The sequence below is a fragment of the Catenulispora acidiphila DSM 44928 genome, assembly GCF_000024025.1.
Taxonomy (GTDB): domain Bacteria; phylum Actinomycetota; class Actinomycetes; order Streptomycetales; family Catenulisporaceae; genus Catenulispora; species Catenulispora acidiphila.
In genome coordinates this window covers 4,452,005-4,464,918 of record NC_013131.1, presented here as the reverse complement: position 1 = coordinate 4,464,918, position 12,914 = coordinate 4,452,005, and the positions used below count along the sequence as shown (strand labels likewise).

The following is a 12,914-nucleotide window of genomic DNA, read 5'->3' as shown; positions in this document are numbered from 1 at the left end:
GCGGCTCGCCGCGCCATATGAGTCGGAGCTTGTCGTTGTGGAGCGCGACGCGCCCGACCGCGGCGATGATCGTCAAGACGCCGCTCGCACCAGCATGAGAAGTACTAAAGGCTGACCCTGGGAGATCGACGCGGCTAGCGCAAGCTGCTCCTCGCGGGGCTCAGGTGGGTTGACGTCGCAGTCTGCGACGTCACGGTGCAGCCGGGCCGGGCGCAAGCGCTCAAAGGCGTCCGAGACAGCGGGCAGGTGTCGAGTTCTCGATCGCGCGATGAGATTCCATCGCAGTAGCCTGTGTCATGTACTGAATACGCGACTTAACATCTATCGCACCTTTCGCATTTACATGGCTCGTCGAACCCTTCTGTGAAACGGCATGAAGCCCCGCGCTGAGGACTCCGCCCGCTGCCACGTCTTCACCCAGGCGCTTCGGTTCGTCTGCTTCGTCGTCTCCACCTTCGCCATCCAGCCAGCCACCAGAACCGGCGACGTCAACTGAAAGGCGGCGCTGACCGTGCTGTTCGGCATCGCCGTCACCACCGGCCGGGAGCTGCGGCCGTCCCACCGTAGAAGCTAGTCACCTACCACCTGCATGCTGCGCAGCCGCCGGGGTCGCGCCGCGCACCGGCATGGCGGCGAACCTGCCGAGCACGCCAGACCGTCATCCGGCCCGGCGCCGATAGTCTGAGGGCACTGCTGCGCACTAGCGGCTACTCCGCCTCGCTCGACTTCCCGATTGACACGTATGCCCGAATCTGCGGAACCCAACGGCAGCCGCATCTCAGCCCGATAGACAAGCACGTGAAGCAGAGTGCTCCCCGCAGGCGCGGGGCTGATCCCAGCCGGCCCGGGCGGTGGTCAGCGTGGCGGGTGTGCTCCCCGCAGGCGCGGGGCTGATCCCGCGAAACGGTCCGAGAGGTCAGCTATGAACAGGTGCTCCCCGCAGGCGCGGGGCTGATCCCGGGTTCCCCGCCGCGTACCGCAGACCGGGCCGGTGCTCCCCGCAGGCGCGGGGCTGATCCCGACTCGGGGGTGTCGCGTGGGGGCTGGTGAGAGTGCTCCCCGCAGGCGCGGGGCTGATCCCGTAACCGCGTTCCCGCTAGGCAGGACAGGATGGTGCTCCCCGCAGGCGCGGGGCTGATCCCGCTGACACCTTCGGCGACCTTGCGTTGCCGGAGTGCTCCCCGCAGGCGCGGGGCTGATCCCTTCGCCTCGAGCTGCGCGACACGCCGTGTCAGGTGCTCCCCGCAGGCGCGGGGCTGATCCCAGGCCAGCTCAGACGTACGGTCCTGAAGACCGGTGCTCCCCGCAGGCGCGGGGCTGATCCCGTCACCCGGGATTCCCGTGACGATTCCGGCCGGTGCTCCCCGCAGGCGCGGGGCTGATCCCGAGACGCTGCGGATGGTCGTGCGGACGTCGGGGTGCTCCCCGCAGGCGCGGGGCTGATCCCGGGTCGCCGGCCGACAAGGGACCCCAGGTCACGTGCTCCCCGCAGGCGCGGGGCTGATCCCTTCCGGCCCGGCCCGCGGGTGTCGATCCCGGGGTGCTCCCCGCAGGCGCGGGGCTGATCCCAAGGGTCCCCAGGTCTACCGGTGAGTCCCCGAGTGCTCCCCGCAGGCGCGGGGCTGATCCCTCGGGCTCGGAGGTTCGCTCGTCGACGTCTGCGTGCTCCCCGCAGGCGCGGGGCTGATCCCTGGGTCAGGGAGTCAAACTCGCCCTTCAGCTCGTGCTCCCCGCAGGCGCGGGGCTGATCCCCACATCGGAGGACACCGCGGTGTTCACAGAAGGTGCTCCCCGCAGGCGCGGGGCTGATCCCGCAGGCAGTCGGCTTGGCTGCGTGTCGGTCAGGTGCGCCCCGCAGGCGCGGGGCTGATCCCGATCTTCCCGTGTCAGTGCCCTGAGTTGCTATGTGCTCCCCGCAGGCGCGGGGCTGATCCCGTGATCGGGTCGGACAGGTAGTCCTGCCGGGCGTACTCCCCGCAGGCGCGGGGCTGATCCCCAGGGCTTGCGGGTCATGGGATCAGCCTCCGTGTGCTCCCCGCAGGCGCGGGGCTGATCCCGGCCGTAAGCGGGTCGCCGCCGCGAGTGGTCCGTGCTCCCCGCAGGCGCGGGGCTGATCCCCGGCCCGGCGCCGGTCTCATCACCAACCTGGGGTGCTCCCCGCAGGCGCGGGGCTGATCCCGGCAGCGCGTTCTACATGCTCACGCCCGTCTGGTGCTCCCCGCAGGCGCGGGGCTGATCCCGCGGGCGGGATCATGGCGGGCGATGTGGGCTGGTGCTCCCCGCAGGCGCGGGGCTGATCCCGCCTCTATGATCACCCGTGACGCTGCGGCGCGGTGCTCCCCGCAGGCGCGGGGCTGATCCCCGCGGCTGTGGGCGCCGCCGGTGTCGTTTGTCGTGCTCCCCGCAGGCGCGGGGCTGATCCCAGTCGATCGGTGTGCTTGTAGACCGCGAGTGCGTGCTCCCCGCAGGCGCGGGGCTGATCCCGATGGGCACCGATCCGGAGCGCGGGCACCGCCGTGCTCCCCGCAGGCGCGGGGCTGATCCCTGGTCCCGGCCGCCGCCCTCTGATCACACCACGTGCTCCCCGCAGGCGCGGGGCTGATCCCTGGACGGAGGTCCCGGCATGAGCCGTATTGAGGTGCTCCCCGCAGGCGCGGGGCTGATCCCGTGATGGTGTTGCCGACGACGATGAACGGCGAGTGCTCCCCGCAGGCGCGGGGCTGATCCTGAGGCGGACGCGCGGCTGGTCCTGGACGACGAGTGCTCCCCGCAGGCGCGGGGCTGATCCCGCGGCGCGAGTGAGAATGCGACACGCAGTCCAGCGCTCCCCGCAGGCGCGGGGCTGATCCCCCCGATCCGTCGTCGTAGGCCTCGGCGATCAGGTGCTCCCCGCAGGCGCGGGGCTGATCCCGACTACCGCAGCGCCAAGACCAAGGGCCGGGAGTGCTCCCCGCAGGCGCGGGGCTGATCCCCAAACCCTGATGTCCGGGGCGAAGTTCAAGGTGTGCTCCCCGCGGGCGCGGGGCTGATCCTCGTGAGATAAAGAATTGCCAGGCACGCAATGCGTGCTCTCCGCAGGCGCGGGGCTGATCCCATGACGAGCTCGGGGTGGTCAGTGCCTTTGCCGTGCTCCCCGCAGGTGCGGGGCTGATCCCTGGGGCGCGGTGGTCTGGCCTCCGCCGCTCAGGCCGCCGATCGAGTGCTCCCCGCAGGCGCGGGGCTGATCCCGGCGAGGGGTACCCGCCGGAAGTCGCGGTCCCGTGCTCCCCGCAGGCGCGGGGCTGATCCCATCGGCATCATGTGCTCGAACCTCGACCCGCAGGTGCTCCCCGCAGGCGCGAGGCTGATCCCCTCGGTCGGCTGCGTGATCGTAAGGTAGGCGCGTGCTCCCCGCAGGCGCGGGGCTGATCCCGTCCCCGCCGTTGTAGTTGTACTCGGTCTCGCGTGCTCCCCGCGTATGCGGGGCTGATCCCCGCGACCGTGGTTCCCAGCGTCGTTCCCGCTGGTGCTCCCCGCGTATGCGGGGCCGATCCCGTTCTCCGACTCCGTTTGAACACCGTGAACAAGTGCTCCTTGCGTATGCGTGGCTGATCCCGCCAACGTGGTACTGGCCGGCCCGGTGAACTCGTGCTCCCCGCGCATGCGGGGCTGGTCCCTCTGGGAGTCAGGGAATCGATACTGTGCCTAAGCGTCTGTAGCGGTTTGAAGTGGTTCTGGCACAGATCTTGGGGTCGGACGGGATCAATGATCATGGAGTATGCGGGCGCAGAGCAGGTCCAGGTTCGCTCGGCCGTACATATCCTTCTTGATCTTCTTGATGCGGTTGACGTTGCCCTCGCAGGCCTCTGAAATAAACGGCAGACTCAACCCGCTGAGCACGGCGTCGTAGCCGTCGAGCACTCGATGGCCTGCACAGTCTGGCTGTCGATAACGCCCGCGCTGGGTGTCGGGTCCCGTCCGCTGTGGGACCGCTCCGGCTCGCGCAACTCGGCCAGGATCTGCTCCCACCGGCCCTCGATCCGCCATAACCGCCAGTAGTGGTAGACCGTCTGCCACGGCGGAAAGTCGTGCGGAAGAAGCCTCCAGGCGCATCGAGCCCGCGCCCAATAGGCTAGGGCGTTGACGATCTCACGACGCGGGTGAGCCACAGGGCAACCTGGCTTCGCCGGGGGATCAGCGGCTCCAGAAGCGCCCACTCGGTGTCGCTCAAGTCAGTCGGATACCGAGCGCGCGCCCCGCTCATCGCCACCCCCGCGCAGATCACACCCTTCTACTCCAATCTGCCCGCGTGACGACTTCTCAGACATGTTCTAACGAACCTGGCTGTCTGTCCTCGTCGAGGTTTGATCGGCTTCGCCCCTCGCGGCGGCCCGAGCCGCCAGCCATAGCCCCCGCAACCGCAGGACCACGTCCGACTGAGCCAGCAAGAAGTCGGAATCAGCCCAGCTAGGCTCGCCGTCGTACTTGTTGAAGTGGACGTCGTCTTCATTGACATCGAGCCCCAGCAAGAACAGCTCAATAGTTCTCCAGCTGGGGAGGCGTGGACCGCGTAGCGCCGCCGCGAGCGTGACCGGGCTTCCGCCTCCATGTTGCGCGATGGCAGCGATGGTCCAGCCGCTCTCCTTGCGCAGTTCCTGCATGTAATCCCTGAGCTCGCGTGCACGGCTGTTGAAAGGTTGGGGTGGCGGTATCCGGCGGCCACCGCGCCCCTGCACAGAGGTAGCAAGCTGTCGTTGGAGCGCATCGCGTCGTTTGAGCCAATCCAGGAGAGAATCGGGTTCTTCACCCCATTCCTCCAGTATCGCGAGCAGCGTTGGCGCCTGAGGCAAGGTCTTGCCGCTCAGTGCCGCATAGATCGCTGAGCGGCTGGGACGCTGGAGAAAGCGGTCTGTGCCGTCAACTCGCCATCCCGCCTGAAAGCGTCCATATCCCCCACGTTGGGCGTATCCCCGTTGTAATGCAGCGTGGGCCATCCGCAGTTCGCGCAGATCGGCGGCGAACATCTCCAAGGAGTCCGCAGGTGATGGCTCACCCATCTTCTCTTCCTCCGCGGCCACACCGCCCCCAAAGATCGAGTCACGCCGAGTCGCTTTGATTCTCTTCGAGTCCTGATGAAACCGGATAAGTATTGTTGAGTCCAGGCCAAATCCTCTGACCTGGTGTTCGATCCACCCACTGATAAGTAGCCCCTTTAGAACGGGCACTCGACTCTGCCGGCGCTAGGCTGTCCCCACGCTTCGTTCCTCCAGAGCGGTTCTGGGAAATCCACGGGCGCCTAGGCCTCCTGGAAGTGCCAGGGGCCGCCCAACAACAGGGGAGGAGGCGCCCGTGAACCAGCAGGACCCGGGACACGGAAACAAGACAGAAGGCCTGGAAAAGCGTCGCAGGTTCGACCCGCGCCGCTGGCGTAGGTCGCGGTGGTTCGTCGTGCTGGCGGGTTTGTCCGTAACCGTCCAGACAGCCGCCGCCCTCGTTCAGCTGTGGGACGGCCGCTGACGCCCGACCCGGATTCGCGGTCCGGGCCGGGCCTTCAGAGGTAGCACCGGCAGGGCAGCCCGACGTCTGCAGTGTCAACGGGCTGCTCTGCCGCCTAGCGCTAGACACTCCAACGATCAGCGAGCCATCAGTCTGCGCTGTCGTCGCCCTTGAGACTACTCGGCGAAACTTATTTCTGCTGAAGCGTCCTAATGAAGAGGAGCTCTGAGCTGCGGGCATCATTGATGCTCGGGCTCGAACAGGTCCTCGCCATCGCTGCCGTCGATCAGGAACGTGAACCTGGCCAGGTCCGAGCGCAGCTCGGCCAGGTCGCAGCCATCGGCGTCCATGAACCGCCGGAACGACGCGGCGAGCATCTGCTCGTCCGCGCCGCCGAGCCAGTCGCCGATGAACCACAGCATCTCGGCGAGCTCGACGACATCGTCAACAGCCAGTTCCATGCAACCATGATGCCCGCTTCGGTGCGCGAGGCTCGGACAGCTCGGACGCGGGGTCTGCACTGCCCCGAAGATCAGCCGTTCAGCACCGCGTTCGTGAGATATAGCGGCATCGAGTCCTCCCACTGACTGTCCGTCAGCATCGTATTGTCGGACCCGTCGGCGTTCATGCTGAAGATCTGCCCGTAGGGCTGGAATGTGTCGTCATACAGCGCTGCTTCCTCGCGGAAGCCAGCGTCGCCGCTGTTGTACAGGATGCGGCCGGTGCCGTTCCAGACTGCGTGGGCGTGGTTGGCGCCGCTGACGGTCAGCTGTTTCAGGCCGGTTCCGTCGGGGTTGATGGTGCAGATGTCGAAGCTGGTCGCGCTGGTCTTGCGGGTGAACAGGATGACGTTGTCGTCGGACCAGTCCGGGACGTTGTCCGGCCAGTCGGTGAGCGCAGTGGTGGTGCGTGTGGCGAGGTCCAGGATGCGCAGGCCGTCCTCGGCGCCCCACACGCGGTACAGGAGCTTGGTTCCGTCGGGCGAGAAGCACGGGAAGCCCGCGTTGGTGGAGCCGTCGGTCAGCGCCTCCAGGCCCGTTCCGTCGGACTTGACCCGGTAAACGACCGCGGTCATCGTGGCGCGCATCTGGAACCAGCCGCCCATGCCGAAGGCAAGCCATTGGCCGTCCGGGGACCAGCTGGGTCGGAAGGCGCCGACCAGTCCCTCCGCCTCCAGGATGGGATCGCCGTCGCTTGCGGCGTTGTAGACGGTCACCTGGTCGGTGCCGTCCGGTTTCATAGTGACGATCGAGGAGATGGCGGCGCCGGTCTGTTTCTGTGTGATGGCCAGGCGGCCCTGTTTGGACAGTACCGGGAAGACGTCCATGAAGCGGTAGTCCCAGTCCGAGTCCCAGCTGTACAACGTCTGGTCGATGGTGCGGACCGGGTCGGCGTCCGGGACGTCGTAGATGATCGACTTGCCGTCGGGCGTCCAGATCGGCGAGCGCATCCCGGCGCGCAGGACGGTCGGCAGGGTGCCGTTGACGTAGGCGATTCCCTCGTTAGGGCCGCCCTTGATAAGGTAGCCGACCTCGGTGTTGTTCACGTAGCGGGGCGAGACCTTAAGGACGTTGGCCGTCGAGGTGAGCTGCGTGGTAGCACCGGTCGCCACATTGACTGAGCAGATCTGGGACTCGCACTGTCCGATGTCCTCTGGACGGTGCGCGGCCCAGGTGTCTTCTCGCGTCAGCTGGTAATAGACGATCCTGGTGCCGTCGGGCGACCAGCTCGGGGATCCCAGGCAGTACCCCGGCTTGGTGGCGACCTGGCGGAAGCCGGTGCCGTCGGCCTTGATGATGTAGATGCTCAGTTCCTGTGTGTGCTCCCAGCCGGTGCCGTTGCCGTGCCCGGTCCAGGCCGTGTTGCGGTCGCTGGAGAAGGCGATCCACTGGCTGTCCGGAGACCAGGCGGGCCGGAAGTGCCCGTCAGGGCTGTTCGAACCACCCTTCAGCGCCGCAGTGCCCGTCAGGTTGGTCAGCGCTTCGCTCTTCAGATTCTTCACCCAGATCTGCGCCAGATGGTCGGCCGAGCGGGTGGACATGAAAGCCAGCTTGGTGCCGTCCGGCGAGGGGACGCCGGTGTCGTCGACCGCGCTGCCGGTGATCGACGGCTGGACGCCGACGCCCTGGCCCGAGCCGTTGAGGCTGGCCCAGTAGATGCTGGAGTTGCCGTCGCCAGCTCGTTCCGTGGTGAAATAGATCGTCTTGCCGTCGGCCGTGATGCTCGCGTGCCGGTCGAAGGCCGAGTTCTGAAGGAGTCGGCGCTCGTTCTTGCCGTCGATGTCTGCGATGTACAGCGTCGAGGTTGACGGGCCGATCCGGTTCATCAGCATCACGCCCAGCTTGCCGCGGCGCGCGGCGGCGACCGCGAAGGGCTGGGGCACGAGCGCGGCGCCCACGGCCGCGACACCGCCAGCGAGGAAGCCTCTACGGCCTACGCCTCGCCCGGAGTAGGGGCACTTCTCTTCGGTTGCCATGTGCTGTACCTGCTTCCATTTCGTAGAGAATCGGGTTCTTACGGACAGGAACGGTAGAACGTGATGGAATCCGGATTCGGCACGGAGATCGAGTGCCCGGTGTCGGTCAGCAGTCCTGACTGTCGATCAATGCCGAATACGTTGACTGAGTTGCTGGCTTCGTTCGCAACGAGCAGCCACCGGCCATCGGCATGGATCGAGAAGCCCCACGGCTTCACTCCGCCGCAGTCGATCCGCTGGACCTCGGTGAGCAGGTCCGTGCGCGGGTCCACCGCGAAGGCAGTCAGGGAGTTCTCGGCGCGGTTTCCGGCGTAGAGGAAGCGTCCGTCAGTGCTGACAACCAGGTCGGAGGAACTCGGCGTGCCAGTGAAGCCTGAAGAGACCAGCGACAAGCTCTGGCGCTTTGTCAGCTGCCCTGTGGCGCCGTCCCAGTTCAGGGTTTCCAGCTCTGCGGTCAGCTCGCTGAGCAGATAGGCGCTGCGGTGCCCGGGGTGGAATGCGACCCGGCGCGGGCCGGAACCCGGCGCCGTCGCATAAAAGTAGGGACCACCGGAGCCGCCGGCGGAAAGGATCCGAGTGGCCCGGTCGAAGCGATAGACGAACACCCGATCCGCGCCGAAGTCCGACACCAGGGCGAACCGACCGTCCGGGGCGATCTCCACGTGGTGCGCATGCGGACCAGCTTGCCGCGGGTTGGGTCCGGAGCCGACGTCCTGCGCGATGGAGGCCGGCGCGCCGAGCGTCCCGGTCGGCGAGATCGGCACGGCTGCCGTCAGACCACCCTCATAGTTGGAGACCAGCAGCGTGGCCGAGGGCTCATCAATACCCAGATATGCCACTCCGCCGCCGCCCAGGCCCGCGCCGCCGGTAGCCACCCGGCCGGTCTCGGTCAGCACTCCGGTCACCGGATCGATCGCGAAGGAGTAGACGACGCCGCCCTCGTCCATCGTGGCCGCGTAGAGGATCGGCAGCCTCGGGTGCGGGACCGACCAGTCCGCGTTCGCCGCCCCGACCGGTCCGACCGGCGTCAACTCTCCGCTCGCGGTGTCGAACCGCGCGGCGTAGATCTGGCTGCCCTGCCAGGTGCCGATGTACACCAACTCCTGCGCCGATCCGCGCGGCGCCGAGACAGACCCCTTAGCCGACTGCGACTTCGGCTCTGCCGCCTGCGCGCTGGTCATGCCGCCGGACAACGGCTCGGCCGCGGCCAGCACAGCGGAGACGCCGAGCACGCCAAGCACCCGCCTTCGCGACGTTTCGTAAGAGATCATGAACTTGCTCCCGACTGACGGCGGGTCGCCAGACCCAAGCGTCTGAGTGCGTACTTGTCGAGCGTGGTCAGCACGGAGTTGAGGATGAGCGTCATCCCCATCAGCACGGCCAGGCTGGCGAACTCGCCCGCCGCGTCGAGGTTCATGGCGGAGTTGAACAACTCGTGCCCGACACCCTGCGAGGCCGCGATGAACTCGCCGCCAATGACGCCGAGGATGGCCAGCGGCCCGCCGGTCTTCAGTGCGGCGAAGAACGGCGCGGCCAGCGTGGGGATCGTGACGTAGCTGAGCACGTGGTGCCGGCGGCCGCCCATCACCTGGATGATCTCTACCAGCTCTCGCTCCCTGAGCCGCAGGCCCAGGTAGACGTTGTAGAAGACGACGAAGGCTACACCGGTGGCGGCGATGTAGATCTTCGACCAGGAGCCGATGCCGAAGAACAGCACGAACAGCGGCGCGAGGGCGATCTTGGGCACGCCGTTGACGGCGGCGACCAAGGGCTCCATCACCCGCCCGGCCAGCCGGAAGGAGCCCAGCACCAGCCCCATCACGATCCCGGCCGCCACTCCGATGGCGAACCCGACCACGACCTCGAAAGCCGTGGTCTCGATGTCGGTCCACCCGGACGAGGAGCTGAGCAGCGCACGCAGCGCGCGCCAGACCTGCGTCGGTTTGCTGACCGCGTACTCCGGCAGCACCGGACCGCTCATCACCTGCCACAGGGCGAAGCACAGCGCGATGACCGCCAGCCGCAATGACCACACCAGGGCGGTCTCCCGCCATCGGTCGTCCACGCGCTTGCTCGGCTTCGACGCCGCCGTCCTGCTCTCTTCTGCGTTCACTGCACTACTGGTGGCAGCCACCATCGCCTGCTCCCATCACGGTTGATCGGGTCACGGTTGATCGGGCGTGCCCGGCAGCGGACTGCCGCGGCCTACTGCAGGTACTTGTTGGTCCAGTCGCTGTCTGAGATGACGGCCTTCTGGGACACCGCGCCGAGGGAGTTGATGAAGGCCAGGACCTTGGTCCAGCCCTCAGGGCTCATCGCCTCGCTGACCGGCCACTCGACCTGCCGGAGACTGGCCTGCAGCGCTGTGGCGGACACTCCGGGCAACGCGGCCTGGGTCGCGGTCAGCACGGGGGGCGAGACGACGTTCGCGTTCATGTATGCCGTGGCCTGCTGCACCGCGGTGACGAACTTCTTCGCGGTGGCGGCGTGCTGGCTGAGGTAGCTGTTGCTGGCGACGACGAACTGCCCGTATCCGGCCTGCGCCGAGGACCACTCGGGCACCTTGGTCGAGTCCGCGACGACGATGCCGTCGCCGGTCTCCTGGATCTGCAGCGGAGCCGGCTCGGAGGTGACGAACCAGTCGATCTGGCCGCTCTTCAGGGCCGCGTTGTCGGCGGTCGGGCTCGGCAGGGAGACCCATTTCACTTTGCCAGGGTCGACGCCGTACTTCTTGAGGTAGATGCTCGCCTCGCCCTTGGTGTTGGCCGAGCTGGCGCCGCCGGTGGAGCCGGCCAGGGCTGCGGCGGCCTGGTCCGCGGTGCTGTCAGCGGTCAGCTGGTGCGCCTTGGCGAACTTCGTGCTGACGATGAGGCCGAGCGGGTTCCCGCCGGCGTTCGCGGCGATCGCGGTCTGCGGGATGCCCTTGCTGATGGCGGACAGGAAGGCGGTCGGGCTGTCGTTGAGAAACTGGACGGATCCCGACTGCAGAGCTGAGGATCCGGTCGAGGCGGTGATGGTCACGTACTTGACCTTCAGGCCCTGTTTGGCGAAGTAGCCGTTGGAGTCGGCCAGCCGAATCGGCACGTCGAAGATGTTGTTGCTGACGCCGACGGTGACCGTGTCGCCGCCTGAGCCCGACGAGGACGAGGAGCTGCCGCACGCGGTGAGCAGCCCCGCGCCGAGCACGACGGCCGTAGCCAGAGCGATGGCGTGGGATATGCGGGTGGAGCGAGTCTGGGTTCTCACGGTGACTCCTGTCGCCGAACCGATTGAGTTATCAGGAAAGTGGATCGGTGGATTGCGCTGATTCGGCTGATTCAGGCAGGACGAGCGCGTGCCGCGCGGCGCTGACGTGATGGCGCATCGCGGCGGCTGCCGCCTCGGGGTTGCCGGTGACGATGCCGAGCAGAATCGCCTGGTGCTCCTCGAAGGAGCCGCTGCGCGGATGGTGCCTGGAGATGTCGCGGTACTGCCGGATCACCATGGGGTACAGCAGGGTGTCGTACGCGCGCGCCAGGGTCCGCGCGTGGGCGGCCGCCTTGACCTGCTGGTGGAAGAGCCGGTTTCCCCGTACGTAGGCGACCTGGTCGCCGCCGGTGTGCGCTTCGTGCATGGCTGCGAGGGTCTCCCGCAGCCTGCTGATGTCCTCTTCGGTGGCGCGCTCCGCGGCCTTCGCCGCCAGCGCCGCCTCCAAGACCTCCCGGGCCTCCAGGATGTCCCGCGCCTCCTGGGGCGAGAAGCTCCTGGCCCGGACCCCGCGGTTGACCTCGCTGGTGACGTAGCCCTCCTGGGCCAGGTGCACCAGGACCGCGCGCATCGTGCTGCGTGAGACGTTGAACCTGCTGGTCAGATCGGCCTCGGTGAGCCGCGTGTTGGGCTCGATGGCACCCGAGAGCAGCAGCGAGCGCAGTTCCTCGTAGGCCTGCTCTTGCCGGGTGGCGGCCGTGCCGTTGCCGTTGCCGTCGTTCTCGGTCTCAACCATGGTCATCGCCTTAGATCGAAAGTAGGTACAGGTCGGGAGTGGGTACCGCCATCCGCTACGCCGCCGCCGGGCCGAGCCCGGGATACAGCTGCCGTGCGGTGCCAGCGAAGATATCCGCCCGCGCCTCGTCGGATAGGACAGCGAGCACTCCCTCGGCGAGTCCGAGCAGTTCCGGCAGCGACTGCTCGGCGGCCGGGCAGTTCGAGCCCCACGCGATCCGCTCGGATCCGAACGCCTCAACCACCCGCTGGAGGAATTCGACGGCCTTATCGCCCACGTCCTGCAGGCGTTCGAGGTTCCGGTGGGTCAGTTTCAGATACAGCCCCGGGTGCTTCGCCAGCTTCGCCACCTCCTGGCCGGCTCGGAGCGGCGAGGCGGCGATGTCCGGGTAGCCGAAGTGATCCAGCAGCACCTTTGCCTCCGGGAACCGGCCGAGTACATCCACCAGCTGCGTGGTGGCCGGGCCGAGCCGCATCTGCAGGCAGACCGGGACACCGGTCTGTTCGGCCGTCCGCCAGAACTCGTGAGTCTCCGGTGCCGCGAACCACTCGCCCTGGGTCGGGACGGTGCTGCCGCTGGTGAACAGCCGCACCCCCGATAGGCCTCCGTCCGCCGTCAGAGCCTTGAGTCGCGAACCGGCGTCCGGCGCCAGCGGGTCGAAGGTACCCACCGCGATGAAGCGCTCCGGATAGCGCCGCCGGCTGTCCACGACGTAGGAGTTGTCGTACCCATAGTTCGTGGTGGCCTGCACCAGGACGGACTGCCGGATGCCCACCTCGTCCATCGCGGCCACCATGCCTTCGGCGGTGATCGGCCGGGACGCGGCCCATTCGGACTGCTTGCCGCCGATGGGCGCGTGCGGGTAAGCGTCCAGGTCCGGCGAGATGACGTGGCAGTGCGTGTCGATGACGTCCATCGTGGGTCAAGCTCCCTTGTGCGGCGGGTTCGGCGGTTGTGCGGAGGGGGTGGGCCCCGCGGGCG

At 67.7% G+C, this 12,914-nt stretch carries 11 protein-coding genes, 1 pseudogene and 1 CRISPR repeat array; of the genes and pseudogenes, 2 read left to right on the top strand and 10 right to left on the bottom strand.

Translation table 11 applies throughout. From position 1 onward, the window contains the following. Positions 1 to 373: 373 nt before the first annotated feature. Complete coding sequence (locus tag CACI_RS53535; RefSeq protein WP_263053475.1) at positions 374 to 496, top strand: hypothetical protein; 123 nt, start codon at positions 374 to 376, stop codon at positions 494 to 496. 312 nt (positions 497 to 808) lie between these two features. Further along, positions 809 to 3,534: direct repeats of the CRISPR family, unit length 29 nt; unit sequence GTGCTCCCCGCAGGCGCGGGGCTGATCCC. A gap of 207 nt (positions 3,535 to 3,741) precedes the next feature. Here CACI_RS53535 and CACI_RS52525 read toward each other — a convergent pair. The 3 genes and pseudogenes from CACI_RS52525 to CACI_RS49965 form a co-directional block, all read right to left on the bottom strand. Next, positions 3,742 to 3,900: a hypothetical protein gene (locus tag CACI_RS52525; RefSeq protein WP_223297738.1), complete on the bottom strand. Its 159-nt coding sequence runs from the start codon at positions 3,898 to 3,900 to the stop codon at positions 3,742 to 3,744. Beyond that, positions 3,900 to 4,243: pseudogene (locus CACI_RS54260) on the bottom strand (transposase); the annotation flags it as partial. The pseudogene CACI_RS54260 and the gene CACI_RS52525, both read right to left, overlap by 1 nt. 67 nt (positions 4,244 to 4,310) lie before the next feature. Beyond that, the gene (locus tag CACI_RS49965) at positions 4,311 to 5,057 is read right to left on the bottom strand and encodes a helix-turn-helix domain-containing protein (protein ID WP_143765309.1); all 747 of its coding nucleotides are present in this window, start codon (positions 5,055 to 5,057) and stop codon (positions 4,311 to 4,313) included. Positions 5,058 to 5,328: 271 nt separating this feature from the next. Between CACI_RS49965 and CACI_RS51270 the strand changes: the two genes are divergently transcribed. Then, positions 5,329 to 5,496 carry a hypothetical protein gene (locus CACI_RS51270; RefSeq protein ID WP_190276778.1) on the top strand — a complete coding sequence of 56 codons (168 nt, stop codon included), beginning with the start codon at positions 5,329 to 5,331 and terminating at the stop codon, positions 5,494 to 5,496. A gap of 218 nt (positions 5,497 to 5,714) precedes the next feature. On the opposite strand, the gene CACI_RS19455 is transcribed toward CACI_RS51270, so the two are convergent. The 7 genes from CACI_RS19455 to CACI_RS19425 all read right to left on the bottom strand — a co-directional run bounded on the left by CACI_RS19455 (position 5,715) and on the right by CACI_RS19425 (position 12,849). After that, entirely contained in the window at positions 5,715 to 5,936 is a 222-nt protein-coding gene (locus CACI_RS19455; RefSeq protein WP_015792541.1) for a hypothetical protein, read from the bottom strand. 71 nt (positions 5,937 to 6,007) lie between these two features. Next, positions 6,008 to 7,951: a PD40 domain-containing protein gene (locus CACI_RS19450; protein ID WP_015792540.1), complete on the bottom strand. Its 1,944-nt coding sequence runs from the start codon at positions 7,949 to 7,951 to the stop codon at positions 6,008 to 6,010. 38 nt (positions 7,952 to 7,989) lie between these two features. Further along, positions 7,990 to 9,222, bottom strand: coding sequence for a lactonase family protein (locus CACI_RS19445; RefSeq protein ID WP_015792539.1), 1,233 nt, complete (start codon positions 9,220 to 9,222; stop codon positions 7,990 to 7,992). Continuing rightward, entirely contained in the window at positions 9,219 to 10,064 is an 846-nt protein-coding gene (locus tag CACI_RS19440; RefSeq protein WP_223297584.1) for an ABC transporter permease, read from the bottom strand. Before CACI_RS19440 ends, CACI_RS19445 begins: the two co-directional genes overlap by 4 nt. A 92-nt stretch (positions 10,065 to 10,156) precedes the next feature. Then, the gene (locus CACI_RS19435; RefSeq protein ID WP_015792537.1) at positions 10,157 to 11,197 is read right to left on the bottom strand and encodes an ABC transporter substrate-binding protein; all 1,041 of its coding nucleotides are present in this window, start codon (positions 11,195 to 11,197) and stop codon (positions 10,157 to 10,159) included. Positions 11,198 to 11,228: 31 nt separating this feature from the next. Further along, a complete protein-coding gene (locus tag CACI_RS19430) occupies positions 11,229 to 11,933 on the bottom strand; it encodes a GntR family transcriptional regulator (protein WP_015792536.1) in 705 nt (234 codons plus the stop codon). Between the two features lie 55 nt (positions 11,934 to 11,988). Beyond that, the gene (locus CACI_RS19425) at positions 11,989 to 12,849 is read right to left on the bottom strand and encodes an amidohydrolase family protein (RefSeq protein ID WP_015792535.1); all 861 of its coding nucleotides are present in this window, start codon (positions 12,847 to 12,849) and stop codon (positions 11,989 to 11,991) included. Positions 12,850 to 12,914: the final 65 nt, after the last annotated feature.

Bases quoted from the DNA above. Each gene is read 5' to 3' on its own strand.
- CACI_RS53535 (WP_263053475.1), top strand. From the start codon at position 374: ATGAAGCCCCGCGCTGAGGACTCCGCCCGCTGCCACGTCTTCACCCAG.
- CACI_RS19455 (WP_015792541.1), bottom strand. From the start codon at position 5,936: ATGGAACTGGCTGTTGACGATGTCGTCGAGCTCGCCGAGATGCTGTGG.
- CACI_RS19450 (WP_015792540.1), bottom strand. From the start codon at position 7,951: ATGGCAACCGAAGAGAAGTGCCCCTACTCCGGGCGAGGCGTAGGCCGT.
- CACI_RS19445 (WP_015792539.1), bottom strand. From the start codon at position 9,222: ATGATCTCTTACGAAACGTCGCGAAGGCGGGTGCTTGGCGTGCTCGGC.
- CACI_RS19430 (WP_015792536.1), bottom strand. From the start codon at position 11,933: ATGGTTGAGACCGAGAACGACGGCAACGGCAACGGCACGGCCGCCACC.
- CACI_RS19425 (WP_015792535.1), bottom strand. From the start codon at position 12,849: ATGGACGTCATCGACACGCACTGCCACGTCATCTCGCCGGACCTGGAC.